Genomic DNA, 24,492 nt, shown 5'->3' on the forward strand with positions numbered 1-24,492 from the left:
TCGGACTGTTTTTCAAAAACCAAACATTAATCTTGCATTAATTTCAATCCAATGTCACAGATCCAATCGCAATGCCAGCAGTCGATTTTGTTTCCTTTGTCGGCAGAATCGAAATCTGCAATGTCTCAATGTTGTTCAGATTAAATTTGCTGCTTTCGGGTGTAGTGAGCAAAGCATAAGGTAAGAAGCCTGGATAAGGGCGCGGTAAGCTTTTGAAATCTACCGTTTTAAGATCATTCAACAAAACTGCATAAGCTCCATTTTTTGGTTCAATGTTCAATGTCGCTCCGAATACCGAGCCATCTTTACCGATCAATGCAAGCTGAACGGCGCAAGATTTTTGATTGAGTGCGTGACCATGAAAGGTCAGTTTTTTCTTATTCAAAACATCCCCATTCCGACCAGCTATTTTGGCCTTGAAATTGTATCGCATGGCATAGTCTTCCGGTTTCTCAGGACTGATATTTAACTCGGAAGCGCCATTTTCGCCGGTTGAAGCTAGCCGCGACGTTTTTAGATAAGGCCTTAACAGCTGCTCATGATCCGTGGCTGCATTGAAAAGGGTAACCGGCGCAGATTTGGGCAGAACGCGCATTTGGAAAGTTGCTGCATTATCACCTTCTAATGCATTGGCTTCCTGCCCGGATGGGAAACGTTTTTCCACTCCGCTTTCCCTGATTATGACGTAATATTTGACAACATCTCCATCCAAAGCTGTTGCCGGAATCTTTACTGAGTAATGATAGCCTTGTTCGTGCAATAGTTTAAAATGCTCAGACTTTCCATCTTTCCTCAAAATACGAACCTCCGCACCCTCAGGCTGTTTTAAAGAGACAATTTGAACTTTCATATCCACATGATGTCCCGCCGAAACTTCCTGGATCGGCTTGTGAAGCACGTAGGTTTTCTTCAATGTCGTTGCCGGGGCGACAAACTCGTTTAGCGTAATGTTTTTCCATTTGCTATCCGCATTGAACTTGCTCGAAACACCTTTTTTGACCAGCGTATAGGTGCCGGGAGAAATGTCAACAGTGTTTTTTAACGACTTCAAAGACGTATTTGAATTTCCTGCATTCAATGGTTTGATCTCAAAATCATTTCCCAGATCAGGCAGCTGAACGGACATCGGCCATTGACGCCAGTTAATGACCGCAAGCGTTTTATCCAAACTATTGAAGCCAAAAGGATCTTCAACCCAGATCGCATCCGGTAAAACTTCAAGCCGCCAGACGCCGCTTTCCAATTTATCCAGAAAATAGGCTCCTGTTCCCTCATATTTCACAACAGCAGAATTTCCGGAGCCGCTGATATGCTCCAATGAACCTGCATTCGGCGGAATGGTAGCTGTATTATTTGTGTAAATAAATTTTTCTTTCGTCACCATTTCCGCCAGATCCTCACTGTAACTCACTCTGAAATCGCCAAAAGAAGTGTCTGCCGGAAATTTCCCGAAATCTTTATAAAGCGGAACATTGTGAAAAACTTCCGACGCAATTTTCAGACTTAATGCTTTCTGCGGCGTGTAAATTAAATTCATGTAATGCGTGTCGTACTCGGTGTTCGCATAGGCGAAAAACGTTGGGTCGTAGGCGAAATGCGTGGCGAGCTGCATGCCCGCGGTGCGAAAACTGCGGGCCATAGCAGGATAAATGTAACTTCGTCCCACATCGGCGGCATCGAATTCGTAGACGATCTTCGCCATTTTTTTGAACCTCGGATTGGCAGCAAAGGGGATTTTGTAGTCATCCACATTTGGAAGCAAATTTCCCATGATCTCGTGCTTGGACTGCAAACCGGTGGGATACCATTGAAACGTACCACCCTGAATATCAGCATCAAAATAACCCTGAGCCAGGTGAATGCTATGGCTGATGTTATAAAAGACCGGCTTTTTACAGCCGGTCCTGCGCATGGAAGTCACCATACCATTGATAAATGCCGTCACCTCGCTCGTCTTTCCGCCATGCTGCGGCTCGTTACTGATCTCAAATGCGATCAGATCCGGCTCGTTTTTGTAAGCAACGCCCGTGTAAGGATTAACATGATTCAGAAACTGATACAGATAATTTTGTTGCGCCTTAATGGCGTCCGGATTGGTCAGACATGCCGCTTTCCCATATTTCCGGGAAAAACCGGGCGTTTTTTCGTCCTTTTCCGGCCAGCCGTTTCCCCAGTAAGCAATCGGCGTGAGCACGAATTTAATGCCCCGCTCCTTCATCTTTTTCAATGCATAATCCAGCAATTTTAAATGCTCATTTTCGAGCAGATTACCCAGCGTATCGCTTATTTCCGTGTCCCAAACGTGGACACGGTATAAGTCGAAACCCAGCCGGGAAAAATGGTAAATGTCATCATCAATTGCCTTTTCGGGAGACACATTCAGCTGCTTTGCCACCCGGTAAGCATAGGCAAAAGGAACCGTGTAATTCACCCCAAAACCATGCACTTCCTCCTTCGTCGCCCCCCAGCGCATCACGCCATCTTTGTCAACATACACATCATTGGTTTGCTGGGCAAAAGCCATTTGACCCGCAAAAAGGAGGAAGAAAAGAAAGGCACCGGCAAGCTTCATATCAGCAGATTTTGAATGTTGTTAATTACAATTAAATGTATTTAAAAGGTCAATAACCCTTCGTTTGGTCGATTTTTCCTTCCCCAACATTGATCACATATTGTGGCACAGGGAAAAGCTCTGACGGTCCGTGTGTTACTTTTCCGGCCGCTTCCAATGCGGATGCCCACTTGCCATGACGTACGAGGTCGATTTTACGGATGCCTTCGAAGTAGAATTCCCAGCCGCGTTCGCGCAGAATAGCGTCGTTGAAGGCAACCTTGGATACCGTAGCTGCGGCCGGTAACCCCGCAACGCCGCCATGTTTGGTTCTCACTTCATTTACCAATCCAATGGCTTCCGCAGTCGGGCCGGCTTGCTGATTAATGGCCTCAGCGAGCATGAGCAGCACATCGGCGTAGCGCAGCACAGGAATGTCATTGCCTTGCAGATCTGCTCCGGGGGTTGATTCGTCAGGATATTTTTTCAAAACCGGGCCCCGCATGTTGGCGCGACTTCTGGCTTTTCCAGATTTGTCGGTGTAAGTTGGGATGAGCAGATTTCTTCTTTTGTCGGCAGCGTCAAATGTATCGTAAAACGCCCAGGTAGGACAGAAAACGCCGCTCGGGCTTGCCCAGCCTCCGTTCACTTTCGTACTTTTAAAGTCGCCGGGCAGGCAATACATGACCAGCGCATTAAAATTTCCACTGGCCTCGCCAGTCGATAACGGGTCGCAGCTTACAGCCCAGATAGTTTCTGAATTCACTTCTGTTGACTCGCGAAAAAGCCCTGCATAGTCTGTTACCAAACTGTATTTACCCAATGCGATCGTTGCGCGGGCCGCTTTTTCAGCCTCTGCCCAGTTTTTTTCATTGAGATAAAGTCTCGTTAACATCCCCAATGCCAATCCCTTATTAAACCGCCCATATTCGGAAGGACTCAGTTCCAAATGTTCCGCCGCGAAATTCAAATCTGCCGAAATTGTGGAAACATAAGATTCCCTTGAAGGACGAGTGAGGTCACTTTCTGCGTCGGTATTGATTTTGGATGCGTCCAGAATGATAGGGACCGGGCCGTACATATGCAGCAGATAATACATGGTCCAGGCGCGTCCCATGCGCGCTTCGGCGATAAATTTGTTCTTTGATGCGTCGCTGAGCGTTGATTTTTCAACGTCCGCAATCACTTGCGTCATGCGGGTAATGTAGCGCACTTTTTCAAAATGGCTTTGCTTGCCCTGCGTTTTAAGAAATGTGAAATCCCCTTTGCTGAAAAACTCCCAGAAGCCGCCCCATTCGGTGAAAATATTCATCTGGTCCGAAGGCAGATCGAACATGGCCAAATGACCGTATTCGGGGCTGAAAAACATATTCTGGTATTCCACATCGCTATATCCCCATTTGGAACCGAAAGGTTTGTAGGCTTGCAATACATAGAGTTCAAAGTCCGCTTCCGTCTTTGGGAAATTGGCCGGGGAAAGCACGCCGGTCAGCACCGGATCAAAGTTTTTCTCGCAGCCGCTGATCGACAAACTGGCGGCTAAAATGCTGGCTATGATTATCTTTTTCATGATTTTGAATGTCTGGATGTTAAAAATTAGCCTTCAAACCAACGGACAACGTTCTCACCATCGGGTAAGGAGCCGGTCCGCCTTTGATCGAATTGGCCTGGATTTCCGGATCGACGCCTTTGAAGCCGGTCAGGATGAATGCGTTTTGCACGTCAGCGAAAAGCCGCACACTTTTAACATATTTGGTCAACCCGCCGGAATTGATGGTGTAGCCCAATGTAATGTTACGGATGCGCATGAAATCCCTTTTTGCAAGCCGGGTATCCAGTCCTGCATCCAGCGCAATCGCTGCCTCGTTATATGCAGCGCCTGGCAATGTTCCGGTCGGATTTGCCGTGCTCCAAGCGTCCTTGATCCGCTCCGTACCACTCTGATTTCCCGACAATAAACCCACAGGATCACCCCATAATGTCGTGAAATCATTGCCCCAAGCCCCATATTGACCATACATGAACACGCTCAGGTCAAATTTGCCGTAAGTGAAATTGTTACCAAACCCGATGATCGCCTTGGGAATGCCCGAGTAACTTTTCACATCGTTGAAATCCAGTTTGCCGTCTCCATTGTTATCCACAAAAAGCGGGTTACCAGGCTTGCTTGCTCCGGCTGGCTGCCACGCGGGCACCTCTTGTCCGGCCTGCAAAATGCCGTTGGTTTGGTATACATAAATAATGTCGCCGCCCACAGGATCATTCACATTGCCATATTGTGCAGGCGGATCATTCGGGAAACGCTCCACCCAGCGGTTTTTGAAATGCGTAACATTGAATGTGGTATTCCAGCTGAAATCATTGGTTTTCACATTCTCCGTATTCAAACTCACCTCAAAACCTTTACGACGCTGATGTCCGCCGTTGATCGGTGAAGTGGAGATGATTGACAATTGCTGTGTCGTCGCGCTGCTCAGCAAACGCGTGCGATTTTCTGTAAAAACGTCCACAGAACCGGTAATGCGCTCTTTGAACAAACCAAAATCCAGACCGGCATTGAATGTCTTCGTAATAGGCCAGCGCAAATTTGGATTATCAAATGCCGTGAGACGGTAAGGGAAATAAACCACCGAGCCATTATTGAAGGTAACCGCATTAGGATCAGCCCCATACGCACCATAAGCCACGCTACCCGGACGTTCGCCCGTGGTGCCATAACTCGCACGCAGTTTCAATGTGCTGATGGTTTTAATATCCTGCATAAATGCCTCATTATTAATCTTCCAACCCGCTGAAACCGATGGGAAATACTGGTATTTGTTATCCGGGAAAAACTTGTCTGCACCATCGCGACGAACCGTCAGCGAAAGCAGGTAACGGTCCAGAAAATCGAAATTGCTGCGGATAAAGAACGAGCGCAGCTTGTTGATGCCCCGATAAGAGCCAACGATCTTCGGACCAGTGGCAGAACCGAGATTGTCCGTATTGATCGCATCCTGCATGTTGGAAGTTTCGATGCTGAAACCGGAGAAATCTTCCAGATATTGGCCTACGCCCGTCACGACATCCAGGTTCAGCCAGTCGCCGAATGATTTTTTGTAGGACATGGTCGCTTCCATCGTCTGGTTTTGACGGCGCGTTTGAGCCAGAGAAGCCCGCGCCCGGTAAAGTTGTCCATAGAAGACGGTCACCGGAATGTAAAAATCACGAACCGAATATTCGCTGTTATTGCCATATAGCAACTTGGCAGTCAATGTGTTTGGAATAATATCAATGTCCAGCGAAGTGTTCGCAAGCAAGCCTTGCGCCTTCGTTTTGTCTTTGATATCCAATAATGAAACCGGATTTCCGGTCACGGCAAACTGGCTGAAAGTGCCATCTGTGTTGTAAACCGGAACATTGGAAGGATACGCCAATGCAGCCTGCAAAGCATTAAAGCCCTGGTTACCCGAGCCACCCGTTTGCCAGCCCGCCTGCGGATTGGTGTAAGCATTGCGGTTTGCATTCACATTTACATTAAGCCTGAATATTTTACTCAAAACAAAAGACACATTCAACCTGCCCGAAAATCGAGTCAAATCGGACTTTTTCATTGAGCCAACCTGATTGAAATAGTTACCCGAGAAGAAGTAAGTCGCCTTTTCAGTGCCGCCATTGACGCTTACATTGTGGTTGTCCACGCTGCCCGCACGTAAAACCTGGTCCAGCCAGTCCGTTCCAACGCCTGCACTTTGGATTTCCTGATCCGTGTATTTTTGTGCATAGCCGCTCAGGTCGGAAGCAACATTCCCAAATGGCGCCATGTTCCGGTCCGACTGGTATTTATCTTTGCTCAACTGATTGTAATACAGCATATAATCGGCTGCATTCAGCGGTTTGAGGTAAGGCATGTTATTAGAAAATGAGTGACTGCCATCGTAAGTCACACTCATGCGGCCCGCTTTTCCTTTTTTAGTCGTTATGATCATTACGCCATTGGCAGCTGAAACGCCATAAATTGCCGCGCTCGCGTCTTTCAGGAATTCAATGGATTCAATGTCATTGGGATTCAAACCCGCCAATCCGCCTCGGTTAACACCCTGAATTTCAACAGAACCATTGCCTGGCTCCATGCTGCTGCTTGGATATACAACACCGTCAATCACCAGCAAAGGATCGCCTTTCCCGCGGATTGAAACGGAGATATTTCCACCCGGCTGCGAGCTTTGCTGCGTCACCTGCAAACCCGCCGCACGACCAAAAAGCAGTTCCGAAACATTGTTATTGGCCGAAGTCGGGATTTTGGTAGGATCCACTTTCGCGATGGCCGTCGTCAGGTTCCGCTTGGCCGTTGTTCCATAACCAACTACGACAACCTCGTCCAGATTCTGCGTATCTGCGGCCAGTTTAACATCGATTGTCGTTCGGTTTGCAATGGCGATTTCCTGTTTGATATAACCTATAAAAGAAAAAACAAGCACCTGATCTCCCGTCGGCACATTCAGCGAATAGTCGCCATTCTGATCCGTGGAAGTCCCACTGTTATTGCCTTTCAACACCACGTTCACCCCGGGCAGCCCACCGCCGGAATTGTCAGTCACTTTCCCCTTTACAACCGCCTGCTGCGCAAAAAGAAGCGTGCAGGAAGCCATCAGGAAAATCTGCAGGAGCAGTAATTTTTTCTTCATCGGATGATGGATTAAGTTTAGATTTTTCATTGTAATTTCATGCTGCAAGGTAAATTGACCACTGAAATTCGATTAGAAATAATCTGACGCAAAGCGATAATTTTCTGATATTTGTCTGGCATAAATTATATTTTTTGTTCAAAAAGTCAGTTTTTACACCAAAAGAGAATGCATCGGGCCGATTTGATCAGCAGAACGTGGGGGACTATTTTCTTTTTATTACTGACTTGCCTGCATACACGCGGACAGGAAAAATTCTTCAACTCGCTCTCCATCCGTGAAGGCTTGCCGACCAACCTCATCAATGCAGTCGTGCAGGACCGTAATAACTTCATCTGGATAGCAACCGGCGACGGACTGGCGCGTTACGACGGCTATCATTTCAGGATTTTCAAAAAAGGAGAAACGGCGAATTCCATTCCAAGCAACGGCGTGCAGGCGATTTATGCCGACGGCGACAATCTCTGGATCGGGACCGGGAAAGGGTTATGCAAAATTAACACAATCACCTTCGCCATCACCCGCATTGCCACTGGAACGAATACTAATATACGTTGTATTTCGAAGGATCGCGAGGGCCAGCTTTGGCTTGGTACAGTTTCGGGGCTTGTCAGGTACAACGCGCAAAACGGATCATTCGAAACGCTCACGACGCAAAACAGCCGACTCAGTCACAACACGGTCCGTACAATATTTCAGGATAAAAAGGGCACATTATGGGTTGGGACTTACGATGGGCTGAATAAACTGAATCCGAAAATAAAAACTTTCACGGTTTTTGACCTGAAAAGAAAAGGAACTTCGCCTTTGAAAAACAACCTGATCTGCGACATTAAAGCCGTTGCCGGGAACGATTCACTGATTTGGGTAGGCACAGATACGGGCCTTTGCAGCTTTAACACCATTACCGGCGAGCACAAAAATCAAAGCGACGAAATTGAGTTTAGTAATGATGTGGTGAAAGCCATTTACACCGATAAAGACCGGAATGTGTGGCTGGGAACTGATTTTGGTTTAAATGTCTATGACCCGCAGAGTGGCAAAAACGAACGTTATTTTCATAATCCGCAGTCGCCCTATTCGATTGCTAACAATGTAATCTGGCAGATTTTTGAAGATCAGGCGGGTGTGCTCTGGTTCGTGACTTCCAATGGGATCAGTAAGATAAATCAGCTTGACAATTTGTACCAATATCACCGGGTCACCCAGCAATTTGGCGAGCAAACGATTGGTAATCAGGTTAAATCTTTTGTAGTTGGCAAAAACGGCATTTACTGGATCGGGACATTGCACGGCATGATCCGCTATGATCCGAAGACAGGCCAAAGCCGGAAATTTGACGTGGATTCCCCTGAAAAAAGCCGGTTACTGATCAACAATGTCACCGTTTTGCATGAAGGCCGCGACGGGCGCATTTGGATCGGGACGGTGGCGGGAATTAATGTCTGGGATGATGAAAAACAGGCAATGCAGGCGCTTACGGCCAGTAAAACCAATGGACTTGCTTCGAATTACATTAATAATTTCGTGGAAACATTGGACGGCTCATTGCTGGTAGGAACCTGGGAAGGCGGTATTTTTCGCGCAAATGGCGATTTACAGACGCCGAAAAACCTGCATTTTGAACTGTTCTCAAAAGCCGAGACAGACAAGTTCCTGTATGACAAAGCATCGCTATGGCTCGTTGAATTTGATGAGCTTTTTCGACTGGACTTAAAAACTGGCGTGAAAAAAAAGGTCGTTCCATTTGCCCGCGTTGCAGAACGGAAAACGATCAGCAGCTTCTTTCTGGCAAAAAGCGGGCGCATTTGGGCGGCGACCGAAACGGGATTGATCGAATATAATCCAGCCTCCGACAAAGCCACTTTTCACGCAATTCCAAACCATAGTTTAGCCAGGACAGCGATCACGGAGGATAGCAACGGGAACATTTGGGCTACTACCAGCACGGCTCTTGAAAAATTTGCACCTGCCAGTCAGAAAGTCGAGTTTTATCCATTGAATAAAAATTTGCCACTCAAAAGTTTCTATGCAGGTTGCGTCGCCAGATCCGCTTCCGGCGAATTGTTTTTTGGCGGTGACAATGGCTACATCTCATTTTCCCCCGAAAAAGCGATTGCGAACAGATATCAGCCCAAGGTGTTTGTAACGAATTTATTGCTGAACAACCAGGAAGTTGAGATCGGCGAAAAAGTCAATGACCGGGTGATCCTGGACCGCGACATTTCGTTTATGCCCGAAATTGAGCTTGATTATGGTCAGCGGGCGCTTGAAATCCAGTTTGCGGCATTGCATTTCTGGCAGCCGGAAGTGAACACGTATTCGTATAAACTCGAAGGAGCCGATGAAGACTGGACGACGACTTCCGGGGACAAAAATTTTGCTGTATACTCCAATTTGACGCCGGGAACGTACATTTTCAAAGTAAAAGGGACCAATAACAACGGGATATGGAGCGGCGAAACGAGCACAACGAGGATCATTGTTAACCCGCCATTCTTCCTGAGCAAAGGCTTTCTGACATTGTATCTGGTGTTGATCGCAGCCGGAATTTATTTTGCATTGAAAATTTATTCGGGCCGCATTAAGCTGGAAAATGAGTTGAAGATCAGCAAGCTGGAAATTGCACATGCCGAGGAAATTGAGCAAACCAAGGAGCAGTTTTTTACCAATATTTCCCACGAACTCCGCACGCCCATCAGCCTGATCCTGCCTCCTATTCACCAGATTATGAAGGATGGGAAACTAAATGCAGATAATTTCAAGCTGATTTCTTTGGCCGAAAAGAACTCACACAGGCTGCTGCGGGTCGTGAACCAGATTCTGGATTTTAAGAAAATGCAAAGCGATACGCTTTATCTGAACACGACCAAAGTGGAGATTGTGAGTTTGCTGCATGAGCTTTATTCCCACTTCGCCGACAAAGCCACGCGGCATGAGATCAACTATACATTTACGAGCAGCACGCCGGAATTTGAAATGTTTGCCGATGTTGAAAAAGTGGAAACAATGGTCCTCAATCTGCTTTCAAATGCATTTAAATTTACACCAAAAGGCGGAACAATCCAGCTGAACATTGACATTATTAACACACCCGACTCCCCTGAGAGCATGGTTCAAATACGCATCTCAGACACAGGAACAGGCATTTCAGCCGAAGACCAGGCACGCATTTTCGAACGTTTTTACCAAACAACCGAGTCCAGAAAACGAGAAATGGGCTCAGGAATCGGGCTGGCGCTTACCCTTGAATATGTAAAAATGCACCACGGTGAAATAACCCTGGACAGTGAGCCGGGAAAAGGAAGCGTTTTCACTGTTTTGTTACCAAAAGGCAATGCGGATCAGCTCGTTGCGCAGGATAGCGAAATCGACACTTATCCGGTGTTCAATGCTGCATTTGCGAACCAGACGGAAGTGGAGACATTGTTGCCGGGAACCGAAAAACCATTGCTTCTGATTGTGGAAGACAACCCGGATATGGTTGATTTTATTCGCATTAGTCTGAATGAAAAATACCGTTTCGTGATTGCTGGCGACGGTGAAGAAGGTTTGAGAAAAGCCTCAGAATTCCTGCCGGATGTGATCATTTCCGACATTATGATGCCGGTCATGGATGGATTAACCTTTTGTAAATCAATCAAAAGCGATCTGAAAACCAGCCAGCTTTCGGTAATCCTGCTGACGGCCAGAAGTCTTACCTCTCAGAAGATCGAAGGAATCAGAACAGGAGCCGACGCGTACATTACCAAACCATTTGACATTGAGCTACTTGACGCGCAAATAGGCAATCTTTTGCAACGAAAAAAAGAACTGACAGCCTACTTCCGGCACGAGCTGATCGTGACACCGGCCGCCCAAGATGGCAAGGAAAATATGGACGATAAGTTTGTCAAAAAAGTGATGAGCGTTATCGAAGCACACATTTCCGATCCCGATTTCACTGTGGAAATTCTGGGTTCAGAAATTGGCATGAGCTCCGCACATTTATCCAGAAAACTCAAATCACTCACCCAATTCTCCGCCAACGAGATCATTAAAAAGTACCGCATCAAAAAGGCGTCGCTGCTGCTTGAAAATAAAGGAGGAAACATTTCAGAAGTCATGTACGACGTTGGGTTTTCGAATCTTTCTTATTTCTCGAAATGCTTCCGGGAAGAGTTTGGAGTGACGCCGAAGGAGTATGTGAAGAAGGAGGGGAGGAAGTTTGAGATAGACTTATCGGCCCGGTAACTTACATCGCACCGGCACAATATTAAGGTGGGTAATGCCTTTAGATGATTTTAATGCGGACCGGCCCCTTGATATTCTTTACATCAACAGGTATTCCCTTTTGTGTTATTGCTATGCTACCTTTGTTATGCAAATCAATGGCTACCCCGCGTACATCTTTCATATGCTTTCGCCAGTCGTCAGGGAATAGCATCCGTGCAATTTCAGAAGGACAGGTACTTTTCTCAGTGCCACGATGTATGGCAGTAGATAGGATGGTTGTCGCTATTTTCTCGTAATGCTGCATGCGTATACTACTGGAATAGGTTGTCTAGAATGTGCCGCAATGCCGATCATGCAGCGATAACCAAGGCAAAAGGCTGATGAAAAATGTCTTCCTTTCGTACATGATGACAAATATAACCATATGCTTTCAGCAGTTCACTAGGGATAAATTTATCCCTATCTGAAGCGTAAATCCCTTGATGCTGTATCACCTGGAACTGGATGGCACATTGATCAGCTCGTTAAAGATTACCGGGTAAAATTTCTATTCCCGGGAAAAAATGTACAAGCTGCATTGACTTTTATCCATTCTTCTGCGCTGCTTTCCGTGCCAACTTTGCAATGTCAAAACACAACGACAATCACTAGCGGTTAGTTGATTAACTCAAAAAATCCAAACTTACTATTCTAATGAAAAAACAACGACATCCAGGTCTTGCTGGGATAATGCTTTCCAGAACGAAGATGCCGCTTTGCGGCCGGGAATAGATGTTTGAAATCTTTCGGCTTAGATAAAACAAAAAAGCGCCAATCTTGCGAAAGGCGCTTTGGTTGTGGTCACGTAGGGATTCGAACCCCAAACCTCCTGATCCGTAGTCAGGTGCTCTATCCAATTGAGCTACGCAACCTTTTATTTTTCCGATTCATCGTGGCTAATAATGCTAAGCCCTTTCTGAATTGGACTGCAAAGATAGGAAAAGTGCCTCTTTGCAGCAAATGGTTAAAGTGAAAAAAATTGAAAAAGTTTTAGTTTAATGCTAGCGGCCTTGAAAATCAGGGCTTTTCTTTTGTAGAAATGAGGCGATTCCTTCTTGCGCATCATAAGTTTTAAACAAACGTTCCTGGTTTTCCAGCTCATGCTGCTGCATTTTAGCCAAATCGGAATGGAAGGATTCATTCATGACGAGCTTCATGGCGCCTATGGCCTGGGTCGGGGCGTTACGGTAGTAGGCCGCGGTTTTCTCTATTTCTGCATCCAGGTCGCGAGCAGGAACAGATCTGCTGATCATGCCGATGCTGGCGGCTTCGGGGGCGTAGACTTTTCGGCCGGTGGAAGCGATTTCGAAGGCTCGGGCCATGCCGACCAAACGCGGCAAAAAGAATGTGGCGCCGGCGTCGGGCATCAAGCCTATTTGAACAAAAAGTAAACTTAAATATGCCTCTTCCCTGGCGATGACGAGGTCGCAGGCCAATGCTAACGAACAACCTGCTCCTACCGCCAGACCATTGAGCCTGCAAATCACAGGTTTCGGGATCGTGCGGATGGCCTGAATCATAGGATTATAATATTCCCGTAAAATCTCGCCCGCAGTTTGCCCCGAATCTGAGACATCTTTCAAATCTGCGCCGGAACAAAAAGCTTTTTCGCCAGCTCCGGTAATGATGATAACCCGCACAGAATCATCGCTTTCGGCGGCTTTTACGGCAATGGTAATTTCGTTGATCAATGCAGGGCTAAGTGCGTGATAAACCTGAGGCCTGTTGAGCGTGATCTTGGCAATGCCGTCGGTGTTTTCGAAAAGAAGATGCTGATACATTGCCATGAAGTGTTTTTTATCAAAAGAAAAAATAAACCGTCAAGCTACTCACGAGGACTCCGCAAATGACGCCAACCGAAATTTGTCCGGGCGTGTGGGCATTTAAATGCAGTCTGGCGCTCAGCAGCCAGCCTGCGATCAGGACGGCTATGATCAGGGGAATGAGCAATTGCGCTTCGTCGTGACGGATTAGTAAGCCCGTGAGCATGCCTATGGAGCCGCCTATGCCGGTTGCGTGTGCGCTGATTTTCCAAAACAGGCTCACTACGGTGACGATCAACAATGAAACAGTGGCGCCGCCAAGAATAATCGAGATTTGCGGGGCCAGTTCGCTGATGGGTTGGAGCTTCCAGCCAAACAGATAAGTGGCTAACCCATAAATGATTATGCAGGCTATATAAGGCAGTCTTCGCTCGGCGAGGTCGTCTACGTGCATGGTGCTGATGATGCCCGTTCTTTGGAAATAATAAACGACCAATGTGGGTGCGATGAATGTGTTCAGGAATAAAAGCAGCAGCAAACTGCCCAGCGCCGGAAGTTCAAATGCGCTTACACCGACCAGATCTGGGGAAATGATAAATAACGTGGCAAATAAATAGGTCGTGAGGATCAGCGGGTGAAATACAACTGATAATATGAGCGCGATTCGATTGTTCAAGGGAGAAAGTCTTTAATCCGGATTGTAATTCACAAAATTACGCTGAAAACCAGTCTGCACAAGAGTCAGTTCACACAGAAAAGTAAGTTAGGCGCGCGGAATAGGTTTTCGTAGGGTAATTTGTAATTTTGCGGCTCATTCGGGAAGCCGGATTCACAAGCATTCAGTTAATTAAGTTTGAAATAAAATAAAATGGGACCGCTGCAAATTAAAGACATTTTACAAACTTCTCCTGAAAACCAGTCCGTTACAGTAAAAGGATGGGTCAGGACAAAACGTGAGAGCAAAAACGCGATTTTTATTGCGTTGAATGACGGTTCAACCATTCATAATATTCAGGCCGTGGCTGAGCCTGGCCAGTTTTCTGCTGAATTACTAAGCACCGTAACTACTGGTTCTTGCCTTAAAATAACCGGACAACTTGTTGAATCACAAGGTTCTGGCCAAGCTGTTGAGGTTAAAATTGAAGACATTCTGGTTTACGGAACGGCCGATCCAGAGACTTTTCCTTTGCAGCCTAAAAAACATTCGCTTGAATTTTTGCGTGAAATAGCGCATTTGCGCCCTCGTACGAACACATTCAGCGCCATCCTGCGCATTCGCCATGCATTGGCGTTTGCAGTGCATTCTTATTTCAATGATGGCGGATTTTTCTATCTGCATACGCCTGTAATTACGGCCTCGGATGCAGAAGGAGCAGGTGAAATGTTCCGAGTTACGACATTGGATTTGAATAAATTGCCAAGAACCGAGGAAGGCGCGATCAACTTTAAAGAAGATTTTTTTGGTAGAGAGGCTAATCTGACGGTTTCCGGCCAGCTTGAAGGTGAGCTGGGTGCAATGGCGCTTTCCAAAATCTATACATTCGGTCCAACATTTCGTGCTGAAAACTCCAATACAACGCGCCATTTGGCCGAATTCTGGATGATTGAGCCTGAAATGGCCTTTTTTGAGCTGGAAGATAACATGGATCTGGCAGAGGATTTTGTCAAAAAAGTGATTTCGTATGCTTTGGAAAACTGCAAGGATGACCTGAATTTCTTGCAAAACAGGTTGGCAGAAGAAGAAAAGAGCAAACCTCAAAATGAGCGCTCGATTCCACTTCTTGAAAAATTGAGCTTTGTAGTTGACAATCCTTTCGAGCGCCTGACTTACACAGAAGCGATTGAGATTTTATTGAAATCAAAACCACAAAAAGAGAAGAAATTCCAGTATCCGGTTGGCTGGGGAATTGACCTTTCCAGCGAACATGAGCGTTATTTGGTTGAAAAACATTTCAAAAAACCGGTTATCCTCACCAATTATCCAAAGGAAATCAAGTCGTTTTACATGAAACTGGACGACGACGGAAAAACGGTTCGTGCGATGGACGTGCTATTCCCGGGCATTGGCGAAATCATCGGCGGAAGTCAGCGTGAGGAGGATTACGACAAACTTTTGGGCCGCGTGCACGAAGTGGGCATTGATCCGCAAAACCTTTGGTGGTATCTGGAAACCCGCAAATTCGGAACGGCTCCGCACTCAGGGTTCGGACTTGGGTTCGAGCGTCTGGTGCTTTTTGTGACGGGTATGAGCAACATTCGCGACGTGATTCCTTTTCCAAGATATCCGAAGAGCGCAGAATTTTAAAAAATATCCATCCCCCGCGTGACCTTTTTGAGATTTACCGTATCAATAAAGTAAATACTGTAAATCTTAAAATTCATGCACATGAAAAAGGACTTTAATTTTTTTGGAAACAGCATCATCCTGACTTGGTCAATGGTGCTGTTTTTTATTTTAAATGGCTTTGCACAGGAAGCTTTTAAAATCAAATGGTCAATGGATTACACGCAAAGCGGCGTTTCCAACCATGTTAATTTCTTACCAACCGACGCCGTGCTGGCGGGTGGCGGGAATACAAATGCACTCAATGGCGGTTATGGACTCGGCGGCGCGACGGTGGCAGCATATGTGGTGCGCCCCTGGCCGACCAACTTTTCAAGTGGCCGTTATATGGAATTCAAATTCACAGCCAAATCATTTAAATACAACATTACCAGCATTTCCCTGCGGTTAAGGCGCTCGCCCGACGGTCCGAAGCAATTCAAAATCCGAACAAGCATGGATGGCTTTGCTTCGGACCTTACTGCATCCACATTGGCTAATCCCAGCCAGTTTTACACGCTATCGGTCCCGGCAGGTTTCAATAACCTGTCCGAAAACACATTCACATTCCGCATTTACGGTTACGGCCCGACCAGCATTTACGGCACATTATGGTTTGACGAGATCATGGTGAACGGAGACGTCCTGGCGATTGTGCTGCCCATTCATCTCACATTTTTCAAAGCGTCCGTACGCCAAGGCAAAGCATTACTTTCCTGGGAAACCACCTGGGAGAAAAACAGCGAAGAATTCCTGATCGAGCGCAGCAGCGACCAAAATGTATTTACACAAATTGCCTCGTTGCCTGCCAGTGGCGAAACGCAGGGTCGGACCCGCTATGAATTTATGGACGAAACGCCAGCAGCCGGAATCAATCATTATCGGCTCCGAATGACAGATCAGGATGGTCGTTTCGTATTTTCAGCCCTGGCGGATGTTCAAATACATTCAGAAAACGCTTCATTTTACATTGCTCCCAACCCAGCCTCCACGACGAATATTTCTGTTTTTGGTAAAAATATTGATCCCGGAGCCTTGGAACTCACAGATCTGGCCGGTTTACGTATAGTCGTTAAAAACGAATTTAATGTGCAGGGATTTATTGATTTACTTCCTGTTCAGGCGCTTTCACCCGGTTTGTATTTACTGTCTTATCACAAAAATGGCCGCAAAGAACATGCGAAAGTATTAGTTCGGTAAAATATTGTGCGCTTAATTTGTAATGCTTAAGTATAAAAATTGCCTGCGATTCATCGTTAGGAAAGCGACGTTCTGATGAAAATAAATGGCTTGAAGCCTATGTTGAAAAAAGTGCAGCCGAAAGTGTGGTGGGCGGCATTAGCTGTCCTGGTAATCCTCCTCGTTTCATGGGGATTGGTGCGAAAAAAGAAGTCCGGCCCTGAGGAAATCATGGTCGACGGCAAAATGGTCTCCAGTCTTGATCCGGTTCCCGTTAAAAACCCGGATGCAGCAACGGCAGCGAAAATTGCAAAAATCGAAGATATTTTCAGGCGCAAAAAGAGGGCTGGATTCAATGGTAATGTGCTGATTGTTCAGAAAGGGCAAGTGCTTTATCAAGATTCCTTCGGTTTTGCCCACCTTAAGAAAAAAGACACATTAAATAGTCATTCGCGTTTCCAGCTTGCGTCGCTTTCCAAGCCATTTACGGCCATTGCGATTCTCAAACTCGTCCAGGAAGGACGTGTTAGTCTGGACGATTCCGTGCAACGCTTTTTCCCTGATTTTCCTTACCACGGCGTGAAAGTGGATATGCTTCTGAGCCACCGCAGCGGACTTCCCAATTACATTTATTCTTTTGATGACAGTGTGCGCCACGGCAAAAAATATCCTGATAATCTGGATATTATGGATTGGTATGCCAAGGTCGTCCCCACTCCTACGCCTTACAACCGCCCCGGAAGGTCTTTCAATTATTGTAATACCAACTATTGCGTGCTGGCAGCCATTGTTGAAAAGGTTTCAGGCGAAGATTTTGGGAGATATTTATATGACCAGATTTTCGCTCCGCTGGGCATGACCAACTCGTTCCTGGTTACCGACACATCCAGCGCGGCCGTGCAGTTCAGGACGGACGGGCATCAGTTCGGGCGCAAATTGGACAAGGATTATTACGATGAAGTGGTCGGGGATAAAGGCTTGTATTCGACAACGGGCGACATTTATAAGTTTTATAATGGTCTTTCAAAAGGTTTGTTGTTAGACAAAAAACTGCTCGACGAGGCATTTAAACCAAGAAGTTTCGAACGCGCCGGCATCCGCAATTATGGTTACGGCTTCCGTATGCACACAAAAGAAGACAACACGCCGCGCTTCATTTACCACGGCGGCTGGTGGAAGGGTTACAACACCATGCTTTGGGTTTGCCCGGAGGATGAGGCGGTGATCATCGTGTTGGGAAATTCGTATAACCGCTCCACTTACGACCTCAAAGAACTGCTCGAAGTGATCCACGGACCTGGCAAGGTCGAGGAGATTGAGAAAGACATCTAGCATTGTTTGAATTCGGCCGCGAATTCTGGATATTTGCCGAAACAAACGAATTCCCGCGTCTATGCCCGATTCTGCATACTTTTTACCTGCTTGTCTGCTGTTGGGATTGCCATTTTTGGGTTTTCTTTTGCTCTGGCTGGCTGGAAAAGGTTTTAACAAAGCAGCAGGTTGGGCGGGCACAATTATCACTGCATCAGGGCTGGTAACCAGCTTGTTATATGCAGATTCTCAAACATTACACGTGGTCAGTTTTCACTGGCTCACAATCGGTGACACTTCCATTGACTTTCCTTTTCGTTTTGATGCACTAACCTGCATGATGCTCGTAATCGTGCATTTTGTGGCATTGCTCGTGCAACTTTATTCTACTTCCTATTTGCGTGGCGATCAAAATCTGCACCGCTATTTCGCATTTATTCAGCTTTTCCTTTTTTCCATGATCGGCATTGTGCTTTCGGGCAGCTTGCTGGTGATGTACATTTTCTGGGAACTGGTGGGGCTCTCTTCATATCTGCTCATTGGATTTTGGTATTTCAAACCTAGGGCCGTTTGGGCTGCGCAAAAGGCATTTGTACTTAACAGAATCGGCGACGCAGCATTCCTGACCGGGATTTTAATGCTGTTTTACTATATTGGTTCTACCGACTTTGAGGTGCTCTCAATGAAAATTGATTCAATTAGTCCCGGAATCCTGACGGCAATTGGCCTTTGTCTTTTTGGCGGTTGCATGGGAAAATCGGCTCAATTCCCGCTTTCCGGCTGGTTACCGGATGCAATGGAAGGTCCTACACCCGTTTCCGCGCTCATTCACGCTGCCACAATGGTTGCAGCCGGGATTTTCTTATTGGCAAGAATTTCATTTTTACTCACATTCGACGCCAAGCTGGTCATCACGATCATTGGCACCATTACCATGCTGATCGGGGCTGTGAGGGCGACACAAGTTTGGGATATCAAGCGGGTTTTGGCCTATTCCACCATGTCGCAGCTTGGGTTAATGGTCGTTGCAGTCGGTTTTGGAAGCTGGCAAACTGCTCTTTTTCATCTGGCAACGCACGCCTTTTTTAAAGCAGGATTATTCCTTTCAGCCGGTTCAGTCATTCACGCAGTAACACCGTCAGACCTGGGTTCCGATTTTGATTTGCAGGATATGCGCACGATGGGCGGTTTGCGCAAAGCATTGCCGGTAACATTCATTTGTTTTTCAGTTTGTGCGTCGGCATTAGCAGGGTTACCATTCTTTTCAGGGTTTTTATCCAAAGACGCGATCATTACCGAAGGGTTTCTCTGGGCAGCGGAACTGGGCGCACTGTTTTATATTTTCCCCATTCTCGTGATCCTCTCCGCTGGCTTAACGGCTTATTATATGACCCGGCAGCTCTGGCTGGTGTTTTTTGGTGAAAACAGATTTAATGCCACACACATTCACCCGCATGAATCACCGGCTGTAATGTGGCTTCCAATGGCCATTTTGGCCGTTTTGTCGATTTTTATCTGGTTCTCCTGGAACCCATTTGATGCGGCAGGCTGGTTTTTGGCATTCATAGGGCAACATTCAGAAACGCATTTAGTCTGGGTTCCGGTTGTTGCGAGTTTGACGACTTTTGCTTCGATTTTTCTTGCATACAGAGAAATTAAAACAGAAAACCCATTTGGTGTAAATGCAGTAAAGGCTACTAATGCTTCGAATGTGCTGCAAAACTTCGTGTGGTTAAGGGATTATTCCAACACCCAGTATTTCATCATTCCCTTTGCTTTCATTACAAAATATCTGAAAATATTCGAAAAGCGGATCATCGACTCGTTTGTCGATAGCCTTGCTAAAATGAGCGTTGTCCTGGGCCACCTTATTGGCTGGTTCGACCGGTTTTTTGTGGATGGCGGCGTGAATTTGCTGGTCTTTTCGATTAAATCCGGCGGGCAGGCAGTCCGTAACTTACAAAATGGCAAGATCCAGTCGTATTTCATTGTGACTGCCATGGGCGTGTTTTTATTGATATTGTGGTTGGTTATCCTTTAAAGCCGCTTAACGAACCGGCCACGATTTTAACTTAATGCTGAATGATTGATCATATACTGACATTACTTATTGCGATTCCTTTGCTTGGCGCAGCCGCTGTGGCTGTATGGCCGGCCAAAAAGCCTGAAAATTTCCGGATCATCGCATTGGTCGCGCTGGCTTTGGAAGTAATCATTTCATTGTTTTTATATATTTCTTTTGACAACCAAAACCCCGGTCACCAGCTCAGCGAGGTTACCGACTGGATTACTTTGCCCATTGGCGCATTGGGCGTGGTTTCTATTGATTATGCCCTGGCGGTGGATGGCATCAGCTTTCCGCTTGTATTGTTGGCGGTGATCGTGCTTTTCGTGGGTGTGATCAGTTCCTGGAATGTTATTCAAAAGTCGCGAGCTTATTTTGCATTGTATTTATTGCTCACAGGCAGTGTAATCGGCTGTTTTCTGGCGCAGGACTTCTTCCTTTTTTACCTGTTTTTCGAATTCATGTTGCTGCCGATGTATTTTCTCATCGGCTTATGGGGCGGTCCGAGGCGTGAGTATGCAGCATTGAAATTCTTTATTTACACATTCTTTGGCTCGCTGCTTATTCTGATTGTGATGATTGCGCTGTATCTATCCGTGATCGATCCATTGGAAACAGCAAAAGTCGTAGGCATTTTAGGCATCGATGATCCCATCCATCCTGACCTCATTTCCCAGGTTCAGCAATGGCTTATTGATGGTAAAATCGCTCCCGAGCAGCTCGTTCACACATTCCGTTTCGCCTATCTGGCCGATCCTAACAATTACATTCCCGGCTCGTTACTGAGCACCGCTTCTGAATATCTGATCGGTAACATTCCATTGCGTCTGCTTGCATTCTGGTTCCTGTTTATCGGCTTTGCCGTGAAGTTGCCCGTCGTTCCCGTACACACGTGGTTGCCCGACGCGCACGTAGAAGCGCCGACGCCTATTTCCGTTGTGCTGGCTGGGATTCTTTTGAAGATTGGTGGTTACGGTTTCATCCGGATTGTGGATGGTTTTTTCCCGTTCGAGGCACAATACAGCACTATTCCACTGGCTGTTTTAGGCATGATTTCCATCATTTATGGCGGGTTCAATGCATTAGGACAAAGCGATTTGAAAAAAATGATCGCCTATTCCTCTGTTTCACACATGGGTTTTGTGTTGCTCGGAGTAGCCGCATTCACAGCCGAAGGCATCAACGGGGCTATTTATCAAATGGTAAGCCACGGCGTCCTTTCCGCCATGCTCTTTATTCTTACCGGCGTGGTTTATGACCGCACGCACGACCGCCGAATCGACCATTACCGCGGCCTCATCGCAGTAATGCCGCAATACACCATCATCACCGGCATTGCATTCTTCGCTTCATTAGGACTTCCCGGATTCTCAGGCTTTGTGGGAGAACTTTTCACATTAATGGGCGCATTTCAGTCCGAAGCATTGCCCGTCTGGATCCCCGCATTGTCCACATTAGGCATCGTGTTGGCAGCCGCATATTTCCTCTGGACCTACCAACGCATGTTCTTCGGCGCATTCTGGTACAAAAACGGAAGCTTGCACGTATTGTCCGACTTAACAAAAAGGGAAACAGCGATGCTGCTCCCCTTGGTTATATTGACTATTTTGTTGGGTCTGCTTCCCGGAATTCTATTCGATATGACCGGGCCGACTGTTGAGGCTTGGTTGGATGGGTTGCGGTAACCTACTTCCCAAATATCTGATCCAGGCTAAATCTACCCTTCTTTGCCAGTGCCTGCAATGTTTGCTGCTGCTCCGGCGTAAGCACTTCTATGATTTCTTGTCTTTTTTCTTCGGACAGTCTTTTGTGATCGCGGCGTTTGGCTTCGTCGTTTCTGGATAATTTGCGGTCCATGCGTGCGTAGCGGCGGTCGATTTTCTTTAATTGCTTTTGCTGGCGTTTGCTGAGATTGAGCTCTTCTGCGAAGCGGTCGAGGTTTTTTTCGAGGCGGCGGTTGTTGAGTTTGGGGTTGGTTACGGGCTCTTCGTTGCGATAAGCCTCGTCATTATCGGCTGTGTTTCCAGGGTTCGAAGTAGCGCAGCTGGCAAAAAACAAGGTTACGGCCATCAGGCTGAGCATTAATATCTTTTTCATGGGGTGAATTGGTGGTTAAAAATATTGATGCTTATAACGCAAGGTCGGGGCATTGATATATAATCGTAAGCAAGACTTATATGTATTTTCAAATAAATGTAGTTTTGCCGGAAAGTATAAATAGTATTTTTTGCAATCTTTACAGTAAATACAACTAGCTTTTATTCCAAACTATGTCCTTTTTACCAAATTTTATTTCTCTTTACCCTACTTTATCAAATGAAAGATAGTCCTGCGCCGCAGAGGTTGTTATCGCTGGATACATTGCGTGGTTTTGACATGTTTTGGATTTCAGGAGGCGAAGAAATTTTCGCAGTGCTCGCAAAAGTTACCGGATGGTCCTGGGCCATTTTTATGGCGCATCAATTCACCCACCCCGATTGGAATGGTTTCCGCGCCTATGACCTGATCTTTCCTACATTTCTTTTCATGGCTGGGGTTTCTGCACCATTTTCGCTGGGCAGCCGATTGGAAAAAGGCATTCCACCTTCCGAATTGATCAGAAAAGTGATCCAGCGCGGACTAATCCTGGTTTTGCTGGGCGTGATTTATAACAATGGTTTATTCCAAACAGAGTGGGAAAATATGCGTTACCCGAGTGTTTTGGCAAGAATCGGTTTAGCGGGAATGTTTGCGCAGATCATTTATTTATACACAAATAAAAAGACGCGCTGGATCTGGTTTGCAGCCATTTTGATCGGATACTATCTGTTCATGAAATTTTATCCGGTTCCAGGCTGCGGCGCTGGCTTCCTTACTATCGATTGCAATCCAGCCAGTTACATTGACAAAATGATCATTCCGGGCCGGTTGCATTTGAAAATTCACGATCCCGAGGGCCTGGTATCAACCATTCCAGCCATTGCGACGGGGTTAATGGGTATTTTTGCGGGTGAACTTTTGCGGACAAGCGAAGAAGTTATCTCAAAAAATAACAAAGTCGTTTACCTGGTTTTTGCGGGAGTTATCAGTTTGCTGGTTTGCGTCGTTTGGGATTACTTTTTCCCGATTAACAAGAATTTGTGGACGAGTTCGTTCGTGCTTTGTGCGGGCGGGTTCAGTACATTGTTGCTCGCGCTGTTCTACTGGATCGTGGACGTGCTGAATTACCGGAAATGGACATTGTTTTTCGTGGTAATCGGGATGAATTCCATCGTGATTTACATGGTAGGCAGCTTTATTAACTTCAATTATACTGCCCAAGCGCTTTTTGGAGGCATACTCAGTTACTTCCCGCACACTATTGAAGCAGTTGGGGAAGTAATCGCTTATATCATGGTTCAATGGGCTTTTATGTATCTTTTGTTCAGGAATAAGCTATTTTTGAAGGTCTAATTCAAAATCACACATTCGAAAATGTCCATCCAGGTCACAAACCTTACCAAGCTCTACGGAACGCAACGTGCGATTGATGGCATTTCTTTTAGTTTGAAGAAAGGGGAAATTGTTGGTTTTCTGGGCCCGAACGGAGCAGGGAAATCGACGACGATGAAAATACTAACCGGCTATCTCAAAGCTTCCGAAGGAACAGCCAAAGTGTCTGATTATGACGTTGCTGAGGAGCCGATGCCGGCGCGCAGGACAATAGGATATTTGCCAGAGCATAACCCGCTTTACCTGGATATGTATGTGAGTGAATTCCTTCTTTTTTCGGGAAAATTGTATGGCATGAAGTCGGCCGAATTGCGTACACGGGTGTATGAGGTCATTGCATTGTGCGGCCTGGAAGCTGAGAAGCGCAAGAAGATCGGTCAGCTTTCGAAGGGTTACCGGCAAAGGGTGGGACTGGCGCAGTCGTTTTTGCATAATCCTTCTGTGCTGATTCTGGATGAACCTACTACTGGCCTGGATCCCAATCAGATACAGGAAATCCGCGATGTGATCCGGAATGCGGGGAAAGATAAAACCGTGCTTTTTTCAACCCACATTATGCAGGAAGTGGAAGCATTATGTGACCGGGTGATCATTATTAATAAAGGAAAAGTGGTGAGTGACAGCTCACTAGACGAACTTCGGAAAACCGGCGATTCGTTAGAAGAAATTTTCAGGAGCCTGACCAAATAGTTTTTAGTTTAAAGTTTAGTGAAGGTCAAAGTTCAAAAGCATCAAATATTAGAATTGCATTAAAACAACTTTTTTTCGGATTTATTCCGACTGCAATTTGTTATTATTGTAACCTTTGATAAATTCAATCGTGCAGTGCAAAATTTGGATAACCTAACATTCCCTCGTTAAAATCAGTGATTCGGAGTATGAAAAATTGGTTGTTAAGCCGGTTTCGT

The 24,492-nt window shown here is 46.2% G+C and carries 15 protein-coding genes and 1 tRNA gene; 8 read left to right on the top strand and 8 right to left on the bottom strand.

The features are described 5' to 3' along the window. Window positions 1-43 precede the first annotated feature (43 nt). Genes NFI81_RS17260 through NFI81_RS17270 form a run of 3 tightly spaced genes read right to left on the bottom strand, consistent with a single transcriptional unit; the run spans window position 44 to window position 7,218 of the window. Window positions 44-2,572 carry a membrane or secreted protein gene (locus tag NFI81_RS17260; RefSeq protein ID WP_234611231.1) on the bottom strand — a complete coding sequence of 843 codons (2,529 nt, stop codon included), beginning with the start codon at window positions 2,570-2,572 and terminating at the stop codon, window positions 44-46. A 49-nt stretch (window positions 2,573-2,621) separates the two neighbouring features. After that, window positions 2,622-4,121: a RagB/SusD family nutrient uptake outer membrane protein gene (locus NFI81_RS17265; RefSeq protein ID WP_234611230.1), complete on the bottom strand. Its 1,500-nt coding sequence runs from the start codon at window positions 4,119-4,121 to the stop codon at window positions 2,622-2,624. Between the two features lie 19 nt (window positions 4,122-4,140). Next, complete coding sequence (locus NFI81_RS17270) at window positions 4,141-7,218, bottom strand: SusC/RagA family TonB-linked outer membrane protein (protein WP_234611229.1); 3,078 nt, start codon at window positions 7,216-7,218, stop codon at window positions 4,141-4,143. A gap of 168 nt (window positions 7,219-7,386) precedes the next feature. On the opposite strand from NFI81_RS17270, the gene NFI81_RS17275 reads away from it, so the two are divergent. Then, window positions 7,387-11,451 carry a hybrid sensor histidine kinase/response regulator transcription factor gene (locus NFI81_RS17275; RefSeq protein WP_234611228.1) on the top strand — a complete coding sequence of 1,355 codons (4,065 nt, stop codon included), beginning with the start codon at window positions 7,387-7,389 and terminating at the stop codon, window positions 11,449-11,451. Window positions 11,452-11,491: 40 nt separating this feature from the next. Here the strand turns inward: NFI81_RS17275 and NFI81_RS17280 are convergent, their stop codons facing one another. The 4 genes from NFI81_RS17280 to NFI81_RS17295 form a co-directional block, all read right to left on the bottom strand. Beyond that, window positions 11,492-11,737, bottom strand: coding sequence for a DUF3253 domain-containing protein (locus tag NFI81_RS17280; protein WP_234611227.1), 246 nt, complete (start codon window positions 11,735-11,737; stop codon window positions 11,492-11,494). Window positions 11,738-12,270: 533 nt separating this feature from the next. Continuing rightward, window positions 12,271-12,344 (bottom strand) — tRNA-Arg (locus NFI81_RS17285). 129 nt (window positions 12,345-12,473) lie between these two features. Further along, window positions 12,474-13,253 carry an enoyl-CoA hydratase/isomerase family protein gene (locus tag NFI81_RS17290; protein ID WP_234611226.1) on the bottom strand — a complete coding sequence of 260 codons (780 nt, stop codon included), beginning with the start codon at window positions 13,251-13,253 and terminating at the stop codon, window positions 12,474-12,476. A gap of 19 nt (window positions 13,254-13,272) precedes the next feature. Further along, complete coding sequence (locus tag NFI81_RS17295; protein ID WP_234611225.1) at window positions 13,273-13,911, bottom strand: hypothetical protein; 639 nt, start codon at window positions 13,909-13,911, stop codon at window positions 13,273-13,275. A gap of 192 nt (window positions 13,912-14,103) precedes the next feature. On the opposite strand from NFI81_RS17295, the gene asnS reads away from it, so the two are divergent. The 5 genes from asnS (at window position 14,104) to NFI81_RS17320 (ending at window position 21,798) form a co-directional block, all read left to right on the top strand. Continuing rightward, window positions 14,104-15,540, top strand: coding sequence for an asparagine--tRNA ligase (asnS, locus tag NFI81_RS17300; RefSeq protein ID WP_234611224.1), 1,437 nt, complete (start codon window positions 14,104-14,106; stop codon window positions 15,538-15,540). 81 nt (window positions 15,541-15,621) lie between these two features. Then, entirely contained in the window at window positions 15,622-16,758 is a 1,137-nt protein-coding gene (locus NFI81_RS17305; RefSeq protein ID WP_234611223.1) for a T9SS type A sorting domain-containing protein, read from the top strand. Between the two features lie 75 nt (window positions 16,759-16,833). Then, window positions 16,834-18,069 carry a serine hydrolase domain-containing protein gene (locus tag NFI81_RS17310; protein ID WP_254410597.1) on the top strand — a complete coding sequence of 412 codons (1,236 nt, stop codon included), beginning with the start codon at window positions 16,834-16,836 and terminating at the stop codon, window positions 18,067-18,069. Between the two features lie 61 nt (window positions 18,070-18,130). After that, complete coding sequence (nuoL, locus tag NFI81_RS17315) at window positions 18,131-20,089, top strand: NADH-quinone oxidoreductase subunit L (RefSeq protein ID WP_234611221.1); 1,959 nt, start codon at window positions 18,131-18,133, stop codon at window positions 20,087-20,089. Between the two features lie 41 nt (window positions 20,090-20,130). Then, on the top strand, window positions 20,131-21,798 hold the full coding sequence (locus NFI81_RS17320; RefSeq protein ID WP_234611220.1) for a complex I subunit 4 family protein: 1,668 nt from the start codon (window positions 20,131-20,133) through the stop codon (window positions 21,796-21,798). Window position 21,799: 1 nt separating this feature from the next. Here NFI81_RS17320 and NFI81_RS17325 read toward each other — a convergent pair whose 3' ends face one another. After that, window positions 21,800-22,210: a hypothetical protein gene (locus NFI81_RS17325; protein ID WP_234611219.1), complete on the bottom strand. Its 411-nt coding sequence runs from the start codon at window positions 22,208-22,210 to the stop codon at window positions 21,800-21,802. A gap of 219 nt (window positions 22,211-22,429) precedes the next feature. Between NFI81_RS17325 and NFI81_RS17330 the strand changes: the two genes are divergently transcribed. Together NFI81_RS17330 and NFI81_RS17335 are read left to right on the top strand one after the other, a co-directional pair. Further along, the gene (locus NFI81_RS17330) at window positions 22,430-23,545 is read left to right on the top strand and encodes an acyltransferase family protein (RefSeq protein ID WP_234611218.1); all 1,116 of its coding nucleotides are present in this window, start codon (window positions 22,430-22,432) and stop codon (window positions 23,543-23,545) included. Window positions 23,546-23,566: 21 nt separating this feature from the next. Next, on the top strand, window positions 23,567-24,274 hold the full coding sequence (locus NFI81_RS17335; protein ID WP_234611217.1) for an ATP-binding cassette domain-containing protein: 708 nt from the start codon (window positions 23,567-23,569) through the stop codon (window positions 24,272-24,274). Window positions 24,275-24,492 lie beyond the last annotated feature (218 nt).

Origin of the sequence: Dyadobacter fanqingshengii, from assembly GCF_023822005.2 — a bacterium.
Taxonomy (GTDB): Bacteria; Bacteroidota; Bacteroidia; order Cytophagales; family Spirosomataceae; genus Dyadobacter; species Dyadobacter fanqingshengii.